Source organism: Bradyrhizobium sp. A5, assembly GCF_042076515.1.
In the GTDB taxonomy this organism is placed as follows: domain Bacteria; phylum Pseudomonadota; class Alphaproteobacteria; order Rhizobiales; family Xanthobacteraceae; genus Bradyrhizobium; species Bradyrhizobium cosmicum.
In genome coordinates this window covers 5,285,189-5,303,085 of the sequence record NZ_CP148990.1, presented here as the reverse complement: position 1 = coordinate 5,303,085, position 17,897 = coordinate 5,285,189, and the positions used below count along the sequence as shown (strand labels likewise).

20 protein-coding genes and 1 riboswitch are annotated in these 17,897 nt (G+C 64.3%); of the genes, 11 read left to right on the top strand and 9 right to left on the bottom strand.

All coding sequences use genetic code 11. The annotated features are described in order from the left end of the window. Window positions 1-55 precede the first annotated feature (55 nt). Both WHZ77_RS25260 and WHZ77_RS25255 read left to right on the top strand, forming a co-directional pair. Window positions 56-1,033 (top strand): magnesium transporter CorA family protein, encoded by a 978-nt coding sequence (locus WHZ77_RS25260; RefSeq protein ID WP_375310433.1) that lies wholly within the window; start codon window positions 56-58, stop codon window positions 1,031-1,033. Between the two features lie 207 nt (window positions 1,034-1,240). Then, window positions 1,241-1,474: a hypothetical protein gene (locus tag WHZ77_RS25255; RefSeq protein WP_375310432.1), complete on the top strand. Its 234-nt coding sequence runs from the start codon at window positions 1,241-1,243 to the stop codon at window positions 1,472-1,474. Window positions 1,475-1,621: 147 nt separating this feature from the next. Here WHZ77_RS25255 and WHZ77_RS25250 read toward each other — a convergent pair whose 3' ends face one another. Together WHZ77_RS25250 and pdxH are read right to left on the bottom strand one after the other, a co-directional pair. Then, window positions 1,622-2,374: an SDR family NAD(P)-dependent oxidoreductase gene (locus tag WHZ77_RS25250; protein WP_143843881.1), complete on the bottom strand. Its 753-nt coding sequence runs from the start codon at window positions 2,372-2,374 to the stop codon at window positions 1,622-1,624. Window positions 2,375-2,412: 38 nt separating this feature from the next. Then, on the bottom strand, window positions 2,413-3,054 hold the full coding sequence (gene pdxH / locus WHZ77_RS25245) for a pyridoxamine 5'-phosphate oxidase (protein WP_375310431.1): 642 nt from the start codon (window positions 3,052-3,054) through the stop codon (window positions 2,413-2,415). 113 nt (window positions 3,055-3,167) lie between these two features. Between pdxH and WHZ77_RS25240 the strand changes: the two genes are divergently transcribed. Beyond that, window positions 3,168-3,575, top strand: a complete 408-nt coding sequence (locus WHZ77_RS25240; RefSeq protein WP_041748476.1) for an RT0821/Lpp0805 family surface protein — start codon at window positions 3,168-3,170, stop codon at window positions 3,573-3,575. A gap of 109 nt (window positions 3,576-3,684) precedes the next feature. Next, on the top strand, window positions 3,685-4,650 hold the full coding sequence (locus tag WHZ77_RS25235) for a DnaJ C-terminal domain-containing protein (RefSeq protein WP_375310430.1): 966 nt from the start codon (window positions 3,685-3,687) through the stop codon (window positions 4,648-4,650). Window positions 4,651-5,072: 422 nt separating this feature from the next. Here WHZ77_RS25235 and WHZ77_RS25230 read toward each other — a convergent pair whose 3' ends face one another. Further along, entirely contained in the window at window positions 5,073-5,846 is a 774-nt protein-coding gene (locus WHZ77_RS25230) for an anti-sigma factor family protein (protein ID WP_375310429.1), read from the bottom strand. A gap of 106 nt (window positions 5,847-5,952) precedes the next feature. After that, window positions 5,953-6,441, bottom strand: a complete 489-nt coding sequence (locus tag WHZ77_RS25225; protein ID WP_375310428.1) for a sigma-70 family RNA polymerase sigma factor — start codon at window positions 6,439-6,441, stop codon at window positions 5,953-5,955. Window positions 6,442-6,612: 171 nt separating this feature from the next. Here WHZ77_RS25225 and fabI point away from each other — a divergent pair, with 171 nt between their 5' ends. From fabI to WHZ77_RS25205, 4 genes are all read left to right on the top strand, one after another. Then, window positions 6,613-7,428, top strand: coding sequence for an enoyl-ACP reductase FabI (gene fabI / locus WHZ77_RS25220; protein ID WP_375310427.1), 816 nt, complete (start codon window positions 6,613-6,615; stop codon window positions 7,426-7,428). Window positions 7,429-7,442: 14 nt separating this feature from the next. Beyond that, window positions 7,443-8,042, top strand: a complete 600-nt coding sequence (locus WHZ77_RS25215) for a histidine phosphatase family protein (protein ID WP_375310426.1) — start codon at window positions 7,443-7,445, stop codon at window positions 8,040-8,042. 151 nt (window positions 8,043-8,193) lie between these two features. After that, window positions 8,194-9,282 (top strand): chorismate synthase, encoded by a 1,089-nt coding sequence (gene aroC / locus WHZ77_RS25210; protein WP_375310425.1) that lies wholly within the window; start codon window positions 8,194-8,196, stop codon window positions 9,280-9,282. A gap of 79 nt (window positions 9,283-9,361) precedes the next feature. Then, window positions 9,362-10,552 (top strand): adenylate/guanylate cyclase domain-containing protein, encoded by a 1,191-nt coding sequence (locus tag WHZ77_RS25205; RefSeq protein ID WP_375310424.1) that lies wholly within the window; start codon window positions 9,362-9,364, stop codon window positions 10,550-10,552. Window positions 10,553-10,559: 7 nt separating this feature from the next. Here the strand turns inward: WHZ77_RS25205 and clpS are convergent, their stop codons facing one another. The 3 genes from clpS to WHZ77_RS25190 form a co-directional block, all read right to left on the bottom strand. Further along, window positions 10,560-10,865, bottom strand: a complete 306-nt coding sequence (gene clpS / locus WHZ77_RS25200) for an ATP-dependent Clp protease adapter ClpS (RefSeq protein ID WP_015687798.1) — start codon at window positions 10,863-10,865, stop codon at window positions 10,560-10,562. 139 nt (window positions 10,866-11,004) lie between these two features. Further along, window positions 11,005-11,388 (bottom strand): fluoride efflux transporter CrcB, encoded by a 384-nt coding sequence (crcB, locus tag WHZ77_RS25195; RefSeq protein WP_375310423.1) that lies wholly within the window; start codon window positions 11,386-11,388, stop codon window positions 11,005-11,007. 31 nt (window positions 11,389-11,419) lie between these two features. Next, window positions 11,420-12,625 carry an MFS transporter gene (locus WHZ77_RS25190; RefSeq protein ID WP_375310422.1) on the bottom strand — a complete coding sequence of 402 codons (1,206 nt, stop codon included), beginning with the start codon at window positions 12,623-12,625 and terminating at the stop codon, window positions 11,420-11,422. Between the two features lie 104 nt (window positions 12,626-12,729). Beyond that, a riboswitch (Fluoride riboswitch) is annotated at window positions 12,730-12,807 on the bottom strand. A gap of 265 nt (window positions 12,808-13,072) precedes the next feature. Here WHZ77_RS25190 and WHZ77_RS25185 point away from each other — a divergent pair. Then, window positions 13,073-13,966: a DUF1194 domain-containing protein gene (locus tag WHZ77_RS25185; RefSeq protein ID WP_375310421.1), complete on the top strand. Its 894-nt coding sequence runs from the start codon at window positions 13,073-13,075 to the stop codon at window positions 13,964-13,966. Window positions 13,967-14,145: 179 nt separating this feature from the next. Next, window positions 14,146-14,778: a hypothetical protein gene (locus WHZ77_RS25180; protein WP_375310420.1), complete on the top strand. Its 633-nt coding sequence runs from the start codon at window positions 14,146-14,148 to the stop codon at window positions 14,776-14,778. A 109-nt stretch (window positions 14,779-14,887) separates the two neighbouring features. Here the strand turns inward: WHZ77_RS25180 and WHZ77_RS25175 are convergent, their stop codons facing one another. Then, window positions 14,888-15,946 (bottom strand): class I SAM-dependent methyltransferase, encoded by a 1,059-nt coding sequence (locus tag WHZ77_RS25175; protein ID WP_375310419.1) that lies wholly within the window; start codon window positions 15,944-15,946, stop codon window positions 14,888-14,890. A 216-nt stretch (window positions 15,947-16,162) separates the two neighbouring features. Here WHZ77_RS25175 and WHZ77_RS25170 point away from each other — a divergent pair, with 216 nt between their 5' ends. Further along, window positions 16,163-16,756 (top strand): hypothetical protein, encoded by a 594-nt coding sequence (locus WHZ77_RS25170; RefSeq protein WP_375314811.1) that lies wholly within the window; start codon window positions 16,163-16,165, stop codon window positions 16,754-16,756. Here WHZ77_RS25170 and WHZ77_RS25165 read toward each other — a convergent pair. Beyond that, on the bottom strand, window positions 16,753-17,832 hold the full coding sequence (locus WHZ77_RS25165) for an Acg family FMN-binding oxidoreductase (RefSeq protein WP_375310418.1): 1,080 nt from the start codon (window positions 17,830-17,832) through the stop codon (window positions 16,753-16,755). The genes WHZ77_RS25170 and WHZ77_RS25165 overlap by 4 nt on opposite strands. Between the last annotated feature and the right edge of the window lie 65 nt (window positions 17,833-17,897).

The following is a 17,897-nucleotide window of genomic DNA, read 5'->3' as shown; positions in this document are numbered from 1 at the left end:
CAGAATCGCGCTAAGGGCTGTCATTCGGTCGCAGGGCCCCCCGCTGGAGTTGTGCATGTTTTCTGTGTTCGTTCCCTCCGACACCTCCCTCAAGAAGGCCGTCATCGACGATCTCGCCGCGGTGCCGGAGCATGCGGTGTGGATCGACCTCGTCAACCCGACCGCGAACGAGGACAAGGCGGTGGAGCGGCTCTCGGGCATCGCGATCCCCACCCGGGAGGACATGCAGGAGATCGAGATCTCCAGCCGTCTCTATATCGAGAACGGCGCGCGCTATATGACGGCGACGCTGATGTGCCACTCCGATACCGACATGCCCCGGACCACGCCGGTCACCTTCATTCTCGGCGACCACCGACTGGTCACGGTGCGCTACGATCAGCCTAAACCGTTCGCCCTGGTCGAGGCCAAGCTCGCCCGCGCCTGCACGCCGGCGATCACCGGCGAGATGGTGCTGATGGAGCTGCTGGACGCGGTGATCGACCGCTGCGCCGACATTCTGGAGAAATGCGGCGCCGAGATCGACCAGGTCTCGCACGACATCTTCGAGCCGGAGCAGGATCGCCACGGCCACGCCAAGTTGTACGCGCAGATACTGGCCGCGATCGGCCGCAAGGGCGACCTGACCTCCAAGGTTCGCGAGAGCCTGGTCTCGATCGGCCGCGTCGTCGCCTTCCTCTCGGCAGTGGTGGAGGGCGTGAAATGGTCGAAGGACATGCGCGAGCAGCTCAAGACCATGCAGCGCGACGTCGTCTCGCTGACCGATCACGCCTCCTACCTCTCGAGCAAGATCACCTTCGTGCTCGACGCCATGCTGGGCGTCGTCAATCTCGAGCAGAACAACATCATCAAGCTGTTTTCGGTCATGGCCGTTGTCCTGATGCCGCCGACGCTGATCGCCTCGATCTACGGCATGAACTTCAAGGCGATGCCGGAACTCGAATGGGCGCACGGCTATCCGTTCGCGCTGGTGCTGATGCTGATCGCGGCGATCGTGCCGTACTGGATCTTCAAGTGGAAGAAGTGGCTCTGATCTCATCGCCCTCTCGGGAAATAGTGACCGAGACCTTACGGCGTTCACAGAGACACGGCGGTTGGTGTCGCAGAATAGATCGGGATTGCGGCCGCGCGGTGATGTGTGCCCGCCGCCCCAATTCCTCCGGTAAAATTTGAGCGGTGGGCTGAACGTTTGCGCGAAGCTTGTCTGCGATAAGCAGTGGGTTAGCCGCGAGGAACAGCCATGGTTGAAAAACACATAACGTCGCTCCGCAACGTCATTGATCTGGCGAACTATCGTCAGGTCCTGGCCAGCGGCAAGGCGGCGTCGATGTCGGCACGGATGTGCCGGCACTGTGGTGCTCCGCTGCTCGACGGCGAGAACGACGACGACTGCTCGACTGCAATCAATGCCGCAGCTCCAGATGCCGCAGCTCAAAGACTGCGCGATCAGCCGCGTCGGTTTCGCGCCGATTGAGAACGGAAGGTAAGGGCGATCCAGGTCTTGCGGCGGCTTTGTCTGGATCGCCTTGCTTCCCCAGAACCAACGAATTCGGTCATTTCGAGAAGCCCGCGACAAAATTGCAAAGCAATTTTGCGCTTGCGCTCGTAACGACGTCAGCACCTACACGTGCTGACCACCGTTGATGTGGATCTCGGCGCCGTTGACGTAGGAGCTGGTGTCCGTGCACAGCACGTAGATGATCTTGGCGACCTCGTCGGGCGTGCCGAGGCGGTGCAGCGGGATCTGCTGCTCGACGATCTTGTCGGTGCCCGGCGAGAGGATCGAGGTGTCGATCTCGCCCGGCGCGATCGCGTTGACGCGCACGCCGACGCGGCCGAAATCGGAGGCCATCTCGCGCGTCAACGATGCCAGCGCGGCTTTCGAGGTGGCATAGGCGGCGCCCGCGAAGGGATGCACGCGCGAGCCCGCGATCGAGGTGACGTTCACGACCGAGCCCTTGGCCGCCTTCAATTCCTCGATCAGCCCGCGCGCGATCATGATCGGCGCGAAGAAATTGACGTGAAACACGTGGGTCCAGGTGTCCAGATCGGTGTCGACCGAGCCGAGCCGCGAGCCACCCGGGCCCTTCGGCGAGATCGCGGCGTTGTTGACCAGCGCATGCAGCATGCCACCTTCGAGGCGGTCGCGGATGTCGGAGATCGCGCGCGTCGTGTCCTGGGGATTGCCGAGGTCGACCTGGATGTGATCCTCCGGCCCTGCGTCCCAGGGACAGTCCTCCGGGAACGGATGCCGCGAGCAGGTGATGACACGCCAGCCCGCCGACGAGAAGCGGATCACTGTGGCGTGGCCGATACCGCGGCTCGCTCCGGTCAGGAGCAGCGTGCGGCGCGGCGCATTGGACGAATGCGACATGGACATCTTTCAGGTCGGCCCAAAGCTCGAGGTAAGGCTCACGGGTACATCCGCGTCTTGGACCACGGTTGGCTGGCCGCGTCACGGCGAAATTCGATGCGGTCGTGCAGGCGGAATGGGCGGTCGTGCCAGAACTCGATCCGAGAAGGGGTGATGCGCCAGCCGCTCCAGCCCGGCGGCCGCGGCACTTCGCCGATGACATGCCTTGCAGCGATTTTCGCAATGGCCTGCTCGAAGGCGAAGCGGCTCTCCAGCTCCTGCGACTGCTTGCTGGCCCAGGCGCCGATCTGCGCCTGCTTGGGGCGGGTGGCGAAATAGGCGTCGGCCTCGGCGTCGGTCACCGGCGTCACGTTGCCGCGGATGCGGACCTGACGGCGCAGCGACTTCCAGTGAAAAAGTAAAGCCGCCTTAGGATTTGCGGCGAGTTCGCGGCCCTTCTGGCTCGCGATGTGGCTGTAGAAGACAAAACCCTCGGTATCGAAGCCTTTCATCAGCACCATGCGCACGTCAGGCAGCCCGTCGGGATCGACGGTTGCGAGTGCCATGGCGTTCGGATCGTTCGGTTCGCTCTTGATCGCCTCGTTCAGCCAAGCGTCGAACAGCGCAAATGGCTCGTCGGCGGCGGTGAAATCACCGGATGTTAAGGGTGTCTGGTGTTTCATCGAGGTCGTGTCGGTCATGTCTGGAGTCCGAGTTGCGTATCGCGGCCCAAAACGCGTTGTTGTCCGCTCCCGCCCTATATAGGGCATGGGGACGCGTTGGCCTATCGGCGATCGGGCCGTCCAGCTTTGTCATGACGATGATTCTGATCGGGCTCGGCACCGGCGGCTGCAGCTTTTCCCGCAATGACACCAGTGCCTATGCCAAGGCCGACGACAGCGACCTCACAGGCTCGATCGCGCGGCCGGCAAAGGACGCCCCGCCGACCGAGACCGATCTTGCCTTCGCCCGCAACGCCGCCTCCGACGTCCTCAGCAAGGGCGACAGGGATTCGAGCCAGCACTGGGAAAATCCGGAAACCGGGGCGCGGGGCTCGGTGACGCCGATCGCGCAATCCTATGCCGCCGAAGATGGGCGCAAGTGCCGCGATTTTCTGGCCAGCTACGTCAACGGCAGCACCGAGAGCTGGCTCCAGGGCGCCGGCTGCCAAAGCAGCCGTGGCCGTTGGGAGATACATACGCTAAAGCCATGGCGGAGCTAGGAATCGCTTCACCTGACTAGTTGCAAAAATACCACTCGCCCCCCACATGAGGCTCAGATGGGGCGGGGAGCCCTTTGAACATATCGATTTCCGAGAGGAGACGTGACGGATGCGCGACCCCTATGAGGTCTTGGGGGTGCAGCGGAGCGCTAGCGCTGCCGCGATCAAGAGCGCCTATCGCAAGCTTGCCAAGAAGCATCATCCCGACAGCAACAAGGACGACCCGAAGGCCGCCGAGCGCTTCTCCGAGATCAACTCGGCGAACGAGATCCTCGGCGACGAGGACAAGCGCAAGCAGTTTGACCGCGGCGAGATCGACGCCGAGGGCAAGCCGCGCTTCCAGGGTTTTCCGGGCGGCGGCGGCGGGCCGCGCGGACGCGCGGGTCCTGGCGGATTCGAGTATTCGTTCCGCGGCGGCGGTGGAGGCCCCGGTCAGGGGGCGGGTGCGTTCGAGGATATCCTCAACAGCATGTTCGGCGGCGGGGTTCGCGGCGCGCGGCCCGGGGCTGGCGGGGGTGCCCAGTTCGAATTCGACACCGGCGGGATCGGGCTTGATCTCGACGTCAACGTCGCCATGTCGGTCTCGCTGGAAGAGTCGGTCAAGGGTGGCGAAAAGCGAGTCCGGTTGCCGAACGGCAAGGAATTGAACGTCAAGATTCCGGCCGGCGTCACCGAGGGCCAGCAGATCCGCCTGCGCGGGCAGGGCGAGAGCGCCCAGGGCCATCCGCCGGGCGATCTCCTGATCACCATCAGCGTCGCGCCGCACGCGTTCTTCAAGATCGAAGGCGCCGACCTCAGGATCGACCTGCCGGTCACGCTCTATGAGGCGGTGCTCGGCGGCAAGGTCCGCGTGCCCACCCTCGGCAATGCCGTCGAGCTTTCGGTCCCGAAAAACACCTCCAGCGGCCGGACCTTCCGCCTCAAGGGCAAGGGCCTGCCGAAAGCCGGCGGAACCGGGGATCTCTTCGTCACCATCAGGATTATGCTACCGGACGGGAACGACGCCGAGCTTGAGGCATTGATGGAGAAGTGGCGGGACCATCATCCTTACAATCCACGTAGTGGGCTGGGCTAAGCATGATCCGGACCCGAAAGGCCGCGTTAGCGCAAAGTGCGTAGCGGTTTTCCGACAAGATCATGCGCAAACAAATAGCTAAAGCGCGAGCCGTCGCGCTTTAGGGTACGATTGAACCGAAGGGGTTTCTCCTAAAGGCCTAGGGCATCGTCGAGGAGATGATGCTCATCATATGGCAGAAGCGTGGTAGCGCTTCATGTGCTCGACGTGTCGGTTGTCCGGCGGGCCAGCCGATAAAAAGGTGCGGCCTCGAGAGGGGGACCAGCGCGGTACCAAAAACCCCAATCGAGGCCGCCCGCGTCGATCGGCGGATCGAACGCCGCTCATAATCGCGTGAACACTCGGTGCGATAATGAGACGCGCCGATGTTTTGATTCCAGATTTTCAATGACGGAATCGAGGCACCGCGCTTGCGCGGTTGTCTAGCCGCCACTTTTCTCGGCCTGGTCGTACACGGCCTGCGCCACCTTCGTCAGCCGATCGCGGTCGGTACCGCCTCCGCTGACGACATAGCCGACGCCGCGCTCGGCCCAGAACAGCGCCCCGTCCTTGTCCGTTTTGGCGTAGCGCATCTGCGTCGCGCCGTTCTCGGTCTTGGAGGTGTAGATCGTGTACCGCTCGCCCGAGGCGCCCTCATACATCAGGAACGAGGCCGGACCATTCGGCCCCGGCAGGAGCCGGCCGCCGACGAGCTTCAGCCCGCTCGCTTCCAGATTCGGCGCGAACACGGTCCAGCCGCAGCGCCGGGTCAGCCAGGCCTGGAGGTGGTCCCGCTCGTTGCCGCCGACCTCGACGGGGTGGCGAACCTCGACGACATAGAGGCGGTGGGCATCGAGCGCGTCCGCCGTAAAGCTCTGGAAGGGCGAGGGCGCATTGGCGGCGCCATGCGCCACCCAGCCGGCGGTGCCGCCGGCGACGAAGGCAACCAGCACAGCCGCGGCGGCGCCATAGAGCCATTGCCGGGGACGGCGTTCCAGCCGTTCGAGCTCAAGCCGGGCCGGCACCGGCTCCTGGGCGACGGAATCGTAGCGGGCGTGCAGCATCTCGGCCATGGCGCGCCAGGACCGCACGCGCTCGGCATCGTCGGGGTGCGCGTCAAGCCAGGCCTCGACGTCGGCGCGGCGCTCAGCCGGCAGCTCGCCGTCGACATGGGCGTGCAGCTCGTCCTCGGTCACTGAAATCCTGTGGTCGTTCATATCGATCGTCTCTGGCTCTGCGGCCCCAAAAATCTGACGCGGTTCAACTGCACTGCTTCTCTTTCCGTGCAGGGAACGCGGGTCGCGCGATGCATCAATCCTGCCATCATTTCACCCGCCTGAGCGCGGGGCGCTCGCCCTCCAGCGAGGCCTTGACGTGGGCACGGGCGCGGGCCAGGCGGGACATCACGGTGCCGATCGGCACACCCTGGATGTCGGCGACCTCGCGGTAGCTCATGCCCTCCAGCATCACCAGCAGCAGCACCGAGCGCTGCTCCTCGACCAGCGTTGCCAGCGCCCTCTCGATGTCGCGCCCCTCGGCTTCGGTCCCGCTGGCATCCGGGTTGTTCTCCGTCAGCTGCGTGAATTGCGGGCGCCTTGCCAGCGAGCGCCGCCGGTTCTTGTTGAGGTTGGTCAGGATCGTGTAGAGCCAGCTCCTGACGTCGCCTCCGAGGAACAGGCGCTCCGAACGCAGCGCCCGCACCAGCGTATCCTGCACCAGATCGTCGGCCGCATCCGCCTCGCGCGTGAGCGCACGGGCGTAGCGGCGCAACGCCGGGATCATGGCCTCCACACTCTGGCGAAATGCGCTCATGCCGTCTTGATGTCCTGCCGTTCGGCGCAAGCGCCACTATCATCATAACACCCGAACGGAACGGCTATTCCGGCGCTTGAAACAGCGTTAACGCTGCGTATTAGGACTGTACCGCGAAGGAGGGCTGGTGTACCTCCAAACCGCAACGAGAGCTCGACGGGACGTTAGCAAATGGCGCAGAATTCGGGACTGATGCAAGGCAAGCGGGGGGTCATCCTCGGCCTCGCCAACAACCGCTCGATCGCCTGGGGCATCGCCAAGGCATGCCACGCGGCCGGCGCCGAGCTCGCCTTCACCTATCAGGGCGATGCGCTGAAGAAGCGCGTCGAGCCGCTCGCCGCCGAGATCGGCGGGCTCGTGCTCGGCCATTGCGACGTCACCGATGCCGCGACCATCGACGCCGCCTTCGCCGTGCTGCAGGAGAAGTGGGGCAAGATCGACTTCCTGGTGCACGCGATCGCCTATGGCGAGCAGCTCGACGGCCGCTACGTCGACACCACGCCGGAGAATTTTTCCAAGTCGATGCTGATCTCCTGCTACTCGTTCACGGCGGTGGCGCAGCGCGCCGAGAAGCTGATGACCGACGGCGGCTCGCTCATCACGCTCTCCTATTACGGCGCCGAGAAGTGGATGCCGCATTACAACGTGATGGGTGTGGCCAAGGCGGCGCTGGAGGCCAGCGTGCGCTATCTCGCCGCCGATCTCGGCGAGAAGAACATCCGCGTCAACGCGATCTCGGCGGGGCCGATCAAGACGCTGGCCGCGTCCGGCATCGGCGACTTCCGCTATATCCTGAAGTGGAACGAGTACAACGCGCCGCTGCGGCGCAACGTGTCGACCGAGGACGTCGGCGGCAGCGCGCTGTATCTCCTCTCTGATCTCTCGCGCGGTGTCACCGGCGAAGTGCATCACGTCGATTCCGGCTATCATGTGCTGGGCATGAAGCGGCCCGACGCACCGGACATTTCGTTCGGCAGCAAGGAATAGTCTCCAAGTTTGGAATGCCCGTGCCCACGATCTATTATCTTCGCCACGGCGAGACCGAGTGGAACGCGCTCGGCAGGCTTCAGGGCACCAGGGACATTCCGCTGAACGCGCGCGGCCGCGATCAGGCCGTTCAGGCCGGTGGCGTTCTCGCGGATCTCTTCAAGCGCGACGGCCGCGACAAGGCGGCGCTGCCCTACGTGTCGAGCCCGCTCGGACGGGCACGCATGACCATGGAGCTCGCGCGCGGCAAGCTCGAACTGCCGGTCGCGGACTATGCGCTCGATGATCGCCTGCGCGAGATCGGTTACGGCAGCTGGGAAGGACTGACGCTGGCCGAGAGCGAGGCGACCGATCCCGAAATCTATGCCCGGCGCCTCGCCGACAAATGGACGGTGGGTCCCGCCGGCGGGGAGACCTATGCCGACGTGCAGGTCCGCGTGCGCGCCTGGTACGATCAGCTCCAGACCGACACCGTCGCGGTCGCCCATGGCGGCACCTGCCGGGCCCTGATGGTCTCGCTCGGCCTTCAGACCCCCGCCGGCGCGGCCGAGCTCTATATCGAGCAGGGCGCGGTCTACGTGTTTCGCGACGGACGGCTGGAGAAGTTTAGTTAAGTCCTCTCGCCGACCCGCCCTCCGCCGTCATCGCCGGGACAAGCCCGGCCATGACGACTGAGGTGGGTATTTGACCCTTCATCCAGATCGCGTTACGTCACGTTGAGATATAACACAGGCGTTGCCATTCAACGCTAGGCGACGGTCCAGCATGTCTTTCAACACCTTCGGCCACATGTTCCGCGTCACCACCTTCGGCGAGAGCCACGGGGTGGCGATCGGCTGCGTGGTCGACGGCTGTCCGCCGATGATCCCGCTCACTGAGGCGGACATCCAGCAGGACCTCGATCGCCGCCGTCCTGGCCAGTCACGCTTTACCACCCAGCGCCAGGAGCCGGACCAGGTTAAAATCCTCTCCGGCGTGATGGCGCATCCGGAGACCGGCGTGCAGGTGACGACAGGCACGCCGATCGGGCTCCTGATCGAGAACACCGACCAGCGCTCGAAGGACTATTCGGAGATCAAGGACAAGTTTCGCCCGGGGCACGCCGACTTCACCTATGAAGCGAAATATGGCCTGCGCGACTATCGCGGCGGCGGCCGCTCCTCCGCGCGCGAGACCGCGACACGCGTCGCCGCCGGCGCCATCGCGCGCAAGGTGCTGCCCGATGTGAAGGTGCGCGGCGCGCTGGTGCAGATGGGCCCGCACAAGATCGACCGCGACAAGTGGGACTGGGACGAGATCGCGAAAAATCCGTTCTTCTGTCCGGACAAGGACAAGGCCGCGTTCTTCGAGACCTATCTCGACGGCATCCGCAAGAGCGGCTCATCGATCGGCGCGGTGCTGGAGATCGTCGCCGAGGGCGTGCCGGCCGGCCTCGGCGCCCCGATCTACGCAAAACTCGATTCCGATCTGGCGGGCGCGATGATGACCATCAACGCGGTCAAGGGCGTCGAGATCGGCGCCGGCTTTGGCGCGGCGGAATTGACCGGCGAGGAGAACGCCGACGAGATGCGCACCGGCAATGACGGCACGCGCTTTTTGTCCAACCATGCCGGCGGCATTCTGGGCGGCATCGCGACCGGGCAGCCGGTGGTGGTGCGCTTCGCGGTGAAGCCGACCTCGTCGATACTCCAGCCGCGTCTGACCGTCGATCGCCAGGGCGCCGACACCGAGATTCTTACGAAGGGCCGCCACGACCCCTGCGTCGGCATCCGCGCAGTGCCCGTCGGCGAAGCCATGATGGCCTGCGTGCTGGCCGATCACTTCCTGCGCGACCGCGGGCAGGTCGGGCGATAGAGCTGGGCGAGCGTTCGTGTCGCGGTACTAGCCCACCGCGCAGCTTGACGATCCCACAACTTCATCCGCAAATGCGGACATGCAAAACTCCGAGATCCAGCGCATCACCAATTGGCTGATCGACGGCGCAAGGTCCGCGGGGACCCCGTCCGAGATGATCGCCGATGTCTGCGAACATCTCGTCGCAGCGGGCCTGCCGCTGTGGCGGTTCGGCATCTTCGTCCGCACGCTGCATCCGGAAATTTTTGGCCGCAACTTCATCTGGCGGGAAGGCCAGGAGGTCGAGATCGGCACCGTCGATTTCGAGATCCTGGATACCCCCGAATTCGCCAGGAGCCCGCTTCGGATCGTGTTCGAGGAAGGACTCGAGGTCCGGGGACGGATGCACGATCCGGACAGCAGGCGCTTTCCGTTCCTCGACGACATGCGCGCCGAAGGCGTGACCGACTACCTCGCGATGCCGATGCCGTATCTCGATGGCTCGATCCACGCAACGAGTTGGGTCACGCGCCGTCCCGGCGGTTTCAGCGACGACGACGTCGCGGCGATCCGAACCCTCGTGGCGCCGCTCGCACGTGTCAGCGAGATCGTCAGCCTGCGTCGCACCGCCGAGATGTTGCTCGACACCTATGTCGGCAACCGCGCCGGCGCGCGCATCCTTGGCGGCCAGATCCGCCGCGGCCACAACGACACCATGCAGGCCGCGATCTGGCTCTCGGATTTGCGCGGCTTCACCGCGCTGTCGGACCGGCTGCCGGCCGAGACCGTGGTCGAAATCCTCAACCAGTATTTCGACTGCCAGGTCACCGCGATCCGGGGGCATGGCGGCGAGGTGCTGAAATTCATGGGCGACGGTCTGCTCGCGGTGTTCCCGATCGACGAATATGTCGGCGATGCCGCGCATGTCTGCACGCGCGTGCTGGAAGCGGCGCGCGAGTCCCGCGCCAGCGTCGAGGCGCTCGCTTTTCCGGTCGGCGACGTGGTCGAGCGCTTTCGCTTCGGCGTCGCGCTGCACGTCGGCAACATCCTCTACGGCAATATCGGCGGCGGCAACCGGCTCGACTTCACCTGCATCGGCCCTGCCGTCAATCTGGCGGCACGGCTGGAGAAGATCGCAGGAAGGCTCGGCCGCACCGTCGTGGTCTCGGAAGTCTTTGCGAAGGCCTGCCGCCACGACTGGCGCGAGCTCGGCGAATTTCCGATCGCGGGATTTTCCAAGGCGCAACTCGTGTACGGGCTGGCGGAAGAGACGCCGGCGTTGATGGCCTGATGAAGCCCTATTCCTCTGGCTCCGTCGTGAATAGCAGCGGATAGCCCTTTGTGCGCGCGGCGTCGGTGGCGCGGGTGGCCTTGGTCTCGGCGACGTCCTTGGTGAACACGGCGACCACACAGGCGCCCAGCTTGTGCGCGGTGATCATCACCTTGTAGGCCTGATCCTCGGTCATGCGGAACTCGGCCTTCAGGATCATCGTGACGAACTCACGCGGCGTGTAGTCGTCGTTGATCAGGATGACCTTGTGCAGCTTCGGCCGCTCGACCTTGGTTTTGGTCCGCGTCTTGGGTGTGGTGACGGTGTCGTTCATCGTGTCCTGAAACGTCCCGGCCCTGACGAGCTTCGAACTTGCCCATTATATTGCAGGACCCGGGGCCTCTCCAAGATGGTCAGCCCCTCGTCATCATGCCCAAGGGAATGGCAGGAATGCGCCGGTTGTGCAGGTGCCTTCACGGAAGCGCGCGCACCAATTGCAGCGCGGCAATGAGCGCGCCCACGGACAGCACGACCGATCCAATCATGTAGGCCGCGGAGGCCCATGTTTGGCCGCGCTCGATCAGGTACCAGGCATCCAGCGAGAACGTCGAGAATGTCGTGTAGCCGCCGCAGATCCCGACCGTCAGGAAAATCCGGGCGGTCTGCGGCAGGTTCCATCTGGTCGCGAACAGCGCCGCGAAAAGGCCGATCAGGAACGATCCCGTCACGTTGATGATCAGGGTGCCCCAGGGAAAATCGGTGCCGAACAGTCGGCCCGAGCCGATCGCGACGAGGTAGCGTACGACCGCACCGAGCGCTCCGCCCGCTGCGACGGCCAGAATATATTGAATGTTCAACGTCTCGTTCCCCAATTTGCGCCGTGTACGATCATTTCTTCTCCGCTGTCAGCCCGTTGCCGACGGCGAGCAGCCCCACCAGCGAGACCAGCGCGAAGCCGAGCCCGGCGAAGAAGGTTACGGCAGGGCCATAGGCATCCCACAGCGCTCCGGCGATCACGCTTGCGGCCAGCAAAGCGAGGCCGGTGAACAGATTGAAATAGCCGAATGCCGTGCCGCGCAGGCTCGGCGGCGCGGCGTCGGCGACGAGGGCCGAGAGCAGGCCTTGCGTCAATCCCATGTGCAGCCCCCACAGCACCACGCCGAGCGCGAGGCCCGCCAGATTGGGCAGCAGCGCGAGCGCAAGATCGGCGCCGGCGAGACAAACGAGGCCGACCGCGAGCAGGCCGGTGCGGTTGATGCGGTCCGACAGCACGCCGGCCGGATAGGCGGACAGCGCGTAGGTGATGTTCATCAGCACCAGCACCGCCGGCACCCACATCGCGTTGAGCCCGATGTTCTGGGCGCGCAGGATCAGGAAGGCCTCGCTGAAGCGCGCCAGTGTGAAGACGATTCCGACCGCCACGACGCGCCAGTAGACCGCTCCAAGCTGCCGCATCGCGGCGAGATTGAGCGGATTTTTCGCGGGCTCCCGGCTCGGGTCCGGCTCCGGCTCGCTCACCGCGAACGCGATCAATCCGAAGGACAGAAATGCCGGCAGCACCGCCACCCAGAACACCGCGGCAAAATTGTCCGCGGTCCACCACATCAGGCCGATCGCCGCGAGCGGCCCGACGAAGGCGCCGATCGTGTCGAGCGATTGCCGCAGGCCAAAGCTCGCACCGCGCACGCCGACGGGCGCGATATCGGCGATCAGCGCATCGCGCGGCGCACCGCGAATGCCCTTGCCGACGCGGTCGACAAAGCGTGCCGCCACAAGCCATCCGACACTGGGGGCGATCGGGAACAGCGGTTTGGTGAAGGCGGCGAGTCCGTAGCCGAGCGCGGCAAGCAACTTGCGGCGGCCGAGCCAGTCCGACAACGCGCCGGAGAAGATCTTCGTGATCGAGGCCGTCGCCTCGGCGAAGCCTTCGATGAAGCCGACGGTGAGCGTGGAGGCCCCGAGCACGGTGACGAGATAGACCGGCAGCAGCGCGTGGATCATCTCGGAGGAGATGTCCATTAGCATCGAGACGAAACCGAGCACCCAGATCCCTCTGGGCAGTGCGGCGCGTGCAGTATTCGGTGTCGTCGTCACGTCCTCGCCTTCGTCCTTGGCCTTCGTTGTCAGGCAACAAAAAACCCGCCATCGGCGGGCTTGTCCATGCTCCCGCCAAAGGCAGAGGCTCAAAGATTGCCTCGCCTCGAGCAGGAGTCATCAGCCCACTACGGTCACAGGCCGCCGGGCGGTTATCGGGGGACTCCATCCCCATCTGTGCGTCCAGCCTAGCATGGAAATCGCGCCGGACAAATGGGCGGGAGAGCTCCGTCCCATGAGCCGTCGTTTTGCATCTCGATGCGGGAGGCACTTGCGTAGGATGCTGCAGATGATCGCGCGAGGCCCGGTGGCGCGAAAGCGGCGAGACGACGGCCGCTTTGCGCAACACGCCTCAATTGCTGACCTGAATGTGAGCCGCGATCGATCTTCGCACTTTGCGGCAAGGCGATTGCATGTCACCATCGCATCATACGACGGGAGACTGCGATGCGCATGCTGTTCTCGATCGGGGCTATGCTGGTGGCCGGCGTTCTCGCCGGAGGGGACGTCGCGGGCATCGCGGCACCAGGGCCCAAATTTGAAACATCCAAGTTTGAACCATTCAAACCCGATCCGCTCAAGCATCGACCGCAGCGGCTGGCGGCCGACAGGGACGCGCAGACGGTCGATGTCGAGCTGATCCTCGCGGTCGACGTCTCCTACTCCATGGACATGGACGAGCTCGCGATCCAGCGCGAGGGCTACGCGCAGGCGATCCAGTCGAAGGAATTCCTCCAGGCGTTGAAGCTCGGACCGAACGGTCGGATCGCGGTGACCTATTTCGAATGGGCCGCCTCCAGCGACCAGAAGATCATCATCCCCTGGCGGCTGGTGGACGGACCCGAGACCGCGGACGCGGTTGCCGCCGAGATCATGAAGACGCCGATCCGGCGCGCCTCGCGCACCTCGATCTCCGGCGCAATCAATTTCGCAATGCCGCTGTTCGACGAGGATCCCTATCGCGGCCTGCGCCGTGTCATCGACATTTCCGGCGACGGTCCCAACAACAATGGCGGGCCGGTCACGGCGGCGCGCGACGCGGCGCTCGAGAAGGGCATCGTCATCAACGGCCTGCCGATCATGGTCAAGGAGCCGTCCTATTCGACCATGGATATCGACAATCTCGACTACTACTACGAGGACTGCGTCATCGGCGGCCCCGGCTCCTTCGTCATCTCGATCAAAGACCGCGAGAAGTTCAAGGAGGCGATCCGCACCAAGCTGCTGATGGAGGTTGCAGGCCGCACGCCCGAGCGTCCCGTGGTGCGGGTCGCCGACAAGGAACCGCGCGTCAACTGCATGATCGGCGAGAAGATCTGGTCGGATCGCTGGGGGCGCTGACGGCGCTGCTGCGAATGGGGCCTTTTGCCTCGTCTCGCCGGAGGGTGGAAGTTAACCGCTCGTTAACGAGTGCCGGGCCTAATCGGATCGTGTCTGATTGTTTCCGGTCGGTATCTTGTCATTGCTGACCGGCGAGCGACCGAAAACGGGATTGTCAGACTCGTCCGCCGAGCAATCCAATGGCCATCGTCACGCAGAGCACCAGCCAGATTTCGCCCGCCAATGAGCGGGTCTATCACCAGAGCAGATTGCTCGGTGAATGGAAGGGCAATTGGGCGGGCAACAACCAGGCCGTCGGCTTCAAGGTGGTCAATATCCGCGGCGCCCGGGCGCAGGTCGAGTACACCCATAACGGGCACACCGAGCGCGGTTTTGGCCAGGTCAGTGGCGCGCTTATCACCTTCGGCACGATCACGGTCGGCACCAAGGACGGCAAGAGCCTGGTGCTCTTGTCTTCCGCGGGCGCTGGCAAGCAGACCGCCAATCTCGAGAAGCAGGCGCCGCCGGCTTCCGACAGCCGCTTGATGGGAAGCTGGGGCGGCTATTCCAGCGACAACGGCAAGAGTGCGAGCTTCAAGGTCCTCGCCGTCAACGGCAAGGAAGCGCAGGTCAGCGTCACCACCGACGGCATCACCCGTCAGGGCACCGGCATCGTCTACAACAACGTCATCATGTTCGGGCAGTCGCAAATTTCAACCAAGGACGGACAGAACGGTACGATCATCTACCAGGTCGGCACCAAGTCCTTCTCGGTGCCCGTGACGAAATATCCGCCGGCGGATTCGTCGTCTTCGGTGGACAGGACGGCCTGAACTCCAGCGAGCTACTTCGCGACGAGCGGCGGCAGCACGCTGTCGTTCGGTGCTTCCGCCTGCATCGTTATCAGATTCATCGAGCGTGCATGCGCCCGGCGTGGGGAGGTCAGATCCGTGCCTCCAGGATCAGGTTGAAGGGTGTTTCGGCGGCGCGGCGGAAACGCGACAAGCCTCCCTCGCTGGCGACCTTGCGTAGCCTTGCCTCGCCGGCTTGCGCGCCCAGCGCCAGACCCACCTCCTGATCGAGCGAGGCCGGCGTGCAGATCATGGTCGACGCCGCATAATAGACGCGCCCCACCGGGTTGAGATTGTCTTCCAGGCGGTCGCCCGCGAACGGCTCGACCAGCATGCAGGTGCCGTCCTTTGCCATGGTCTCGCGCACGTGGCTGATGGCGCCGACGGGATCACCCATGTCGTGCAGGCAATCGAAGAAGCAGACGAGATCGTAATCCTCTGTCGGATAGGTCTTGGCGGAGTGAACGGCGAAGTTCACCCGATCGCCCAGTTTTGTCTCAGCCGTGGCCTTGCGCGCAGCCGCGATCGAGCCCTCGTGATAGTCGAAGCCGTGGAAGCGCGAATTCGGGAAGGCCTCCGCCATCAGCCGTGTCGAGACGCCGTGTCCACAGCCGACATCGGCGACCTTGGCGCCGCGCTCGAGCTTGTCCACGACGCCGTCGAGTGCCGGCAGCCACTCCTGCACCAGATGATGCATGTAGCCCGTGCGAAAGAAGCGGGCCGTGCCGCAGAACAGGCACTCGCTGCGCCGATTCCAGCCGACTCCCTTGCCGGACTTGAATGCATCGGAAATCTTCGGTTCGTCCAAGAACGTCGATGCGATGACGTTGCCGAACGCGCCGAGGAAAACCGGGCTGTCCTGGTCGGCGAGCGCCATCGCCTGCTCGGGCAGCATCGAGAATTTTCCCGAAGCGGAATCGTATTCGACGTAGCCGGATGCGGCCTGGCTCGCGAGCCATTCGCGGACATAGCGCTCTGCGGTTCCGGTGGCGCTCGCCAGCTCGGACGAGCTCATCGGTCCCTTTGCCGCAAGGGCGCGGTAGAGACCGAGCTTGTCTCCGAGCAGGACCAGCGATGCATTCATCGCCGCACCGAACTCGGTGACCATCTTGCCCATAAAGGCATTCAACCTGTCGGAATTGACCTCCATGACAGCCTCCATATGTCGGCAGTTTCAAAGGCCTGCGCAATCAAGGCGACTGCGCAAGCGTGCGCATTCCGTAATTGGGTCCATCCGTCACGGAGGAGGTTCAACACGTCAGGAAAAGGTGATCCTGGAACAGGACGAAGCGGCCACCGGCGTCGCTTCGCTGGCCTTCGCGCGATCCCGAGGGTATAATCCGCCAACTGTTTAGTGGTCACCGGAATGTTGAGCCTGGCTTCGTTACGCGCCCTCGTGCTTCTCTTAGCGGTGCTCTGCCTCGGCGGAGCGCCAGCTCATGCGCAGGTCGCCCCTCTGAGATATTGGATCCCGGGCGGACCGTTCGGCTTTGGCAGCGGTGCCGGTCAGAGTTCCGACGGTTACGGCAATTTTGCGAGCTTCAATGCAGACGAGGGCTACGGTTCTCGTCCCGGCTTTTTTGTTGGAGGCGAGCGCGGCAATCTTGGTCTGAGCGGTCTCAGCCAGCCCGCGCCGACCGCCAATTTCAGCGCGCTCTCTTATGACAGCACGCAGTTCGGCTACAACACCAAGACGGCGGGCGGCGTGCCCGTCACGTTCTTTGCCGGCTTCGACACGCTGAAATACAACGGCGGCATTGGCAGCTCGCTGGCGCCACTCACCTCCGGCGCTTCGCCCGGCTACGGTGCGTTCGCGGGGGTCGAATTCAAGCCGACCTCAAATCTCAGCCTGTCGTTCGGCGCCGGCTTCTCCCAACAGGACGCGGGCCGCATGGACAGCGATATCAGATCGAACATGCTGCCCGGCGAGTCGCCGGCGTTAAGTGGTCTTCGGCGCTAGCGCTGCATCACCAGTTCCGGAGGACGCCGCAGCGATTTCGGCAGTGTCGGGCCGGTGCCGAAGCGCATCACGATATCGGGGCGTCGATCGCCGAGTCCGAGCGAGGTCGCGAATTGCGGCCTCAGTGCCGCCACCTCGAGCGGTTGGTTGACGAAGGAATATTTGAGGCCCAGCGCGGTCGCCTGCAAACCAAAACGCTGGCAGGCCCGGCCGACCGAGATCCAGTGCGATTTGTCGCTCCGGTCGGCCGCGAGCACGACGACGCCCGCAGAGCTGTCGAGCTCCTCGCGATATTTCTTGTTTTCCCCGCTTTCGGTGAGGACGAACTTCAGGAGCGGGCGCGCGAGCCATGCGGGCAGGGTCGGATTCCCCGAGGCACCCGAGAAGAGCCCGTCCATGGTCGCGAGCGCATCGGTCTCGTTGAAACGAAGCCAGCTTACGAGCTCGCGCATGAAGGCCTTGTCGCGCATCTGTGCTGAATTTCCATCGAGCACATAGTTGGTGACGTTAGCGATCGCGGTACGGTCGGTCATCAGGATCGCCGCGACGTTCGGTTCGCGGCAGGCGTTCTCAAGCTGGCGCAAGATTTCGGGCGCAACCGTCCTGCCGTCGAAAACCGCGCGGGTGCTTTGCCTGACGGGGATCGCGTCGGCCAGCGCCGATATTGCCGGCGGCGCCTCATCGAGTGCGATCACGATCCGGTCGCCGTCGATTGTCGGATGGGCATGCCAGCCCAGGATTGACGCTGCGAGAATGAGGTTTTCGGCGGCGCAGCCGAGGCTGACGAAGAGATGATGATCGTCCGGATCGACGGCCGGACAGCGCCGCGCGAAGTCGGGTGCAATCGCGATTTCGTTACCGCGGGCGGAGAAAATCCACGGCTGGGTGTTGTGGCTGTTGGCTGCAAGCGTCGCAAAGCGCACCAGCTCGCGATCCCTCGGCGCAGCCTGCAGCGGGGCTCGTGACGTACTCACCGCCTCGTCATAGGTCATCGTCGCCGCAGGGGCAGGCAGACCGCTGAAAGCGACCGCGGACAATCCGAGCGTCGTCGTGATGAACTGCCGTCGGTCAACCACAGACGTCCACTCCACATTGCACATGACGCTTGTAGCGCCCACGGGCATCGAGGCGATTGACCGGA

Coding starts and splice junctions, on each gene's coding strand:
- aroC (WP_375310425.1), top strand. CDS start 8,194: ATGTCTTTCAACACCTTCGGCCACATGTTCCGCGTCACCACCTTCGGC.
- clpS (WP_015687798.1), bottom strand. CDS start 10,865: ATGAACGACACCGTCACCACACCCAAGACGCGGACCAAAACCAAGGTC.
- fabI (WP_375310427.1), top strand. CDS start 6,613: ATGGCGCAGAATTCGGGACTGATGCAAGGCAAGCGGGGGGTCATCCTC.
- WHZ77_RS25230 (WP_375310429.1), bottom strand. CDS start 5,846: ATGAACGACCACAGGATTTCAGTGACCGAGGACGAGCTGCACGCCCAT.
- WHZ77_RS25255 (WP_375310432.1), top strand. CDS start 1,241: ATGGTTGAAAAACACATAACGTCGCTCCGCAACGTCATTGATCTGGCG.
- pdxH (WP_375310431.1), bottom strand. CDS start 3,054: ATGACCGACACGACCTCGATGAAACACCAGACACCCTTAACATCCGGT.
- WHZ77_RS25185 (WP_375310421.1), top strand. CDS start 13,073: ATGCGCATGCTGTTCTCGATCGGGGCTATGCTGGTGGCCGGCGTTCTC.
- WHZ77_RS25240 (WP_041748476.1), top strand. CDS start 3,168: ATGACGATGATTCTGATCGGGCTCGGCACCGGCGGCTGCAGCTTTTCC.
- WHZ77_RS25215 (WP_375310426.1), top strand. CDS start 7,443: ATGCCCGTGCCCACGATCTATTATCTTCGCCACGGCGAGACCGAGTGG.
- WHZ77_RS25170 (WP_375314811.1), top strand. CDS start 16,163: ATGTTGAGCCTGGCTTCGTTACGCGCCCTCGTGCTTCTCTTAGCGGTG.
- WHZ77_RS25180 (WP_375310420.1), top strand. CDS start 14,146: ATGGCCATCGTCACGCAGAGCACCAGCCAGATTTCGCCCGCCAATGAG.
- WHZ77_RS25250 (WP_143843881.1), bottom strand. CDS start 2,374: ATGTCGCATTCGTCCAATGCGCCGCGCCGCACGCTGCTCCTGACCGGA.
- WHZ77_RS25225 (WP_375310428.1), bottom strand. CDS start 6,441: ATGAGCGCATTTCGCCAGAGTGTGGAGGCCATGATCCCGGCGTTGCGC.
- WHZ77_RS25260 (WP_375310433.1), top strand. CDS start 56: ATGTTTTCTGTGTTCGTTCCCTCCGACACCTCCCTCAAGAAGGCCGTC.
- WHZ77_RS25205 (WP_375310424.1), top strand. CDS start 9,362: ATGCAAAACTCCGAGATCCAGCGCATCACCAATTGGCTGATCGACGGC.
- WHZ77_RS25235 (WP_375310430.1), top strand. CDS start 3,685: ATGCGCGACCCCTATGAGGTCTTGGGGGTGCAGCGGAGCGCTAGCGCT.
- WHZ77_RS25175 (WP_375310419.1), bottom strand. CDS start 15,946: ATGGAGGTCAATTCCGACAGGTTGAATGCCTTTATGGGCAAGATGGTC.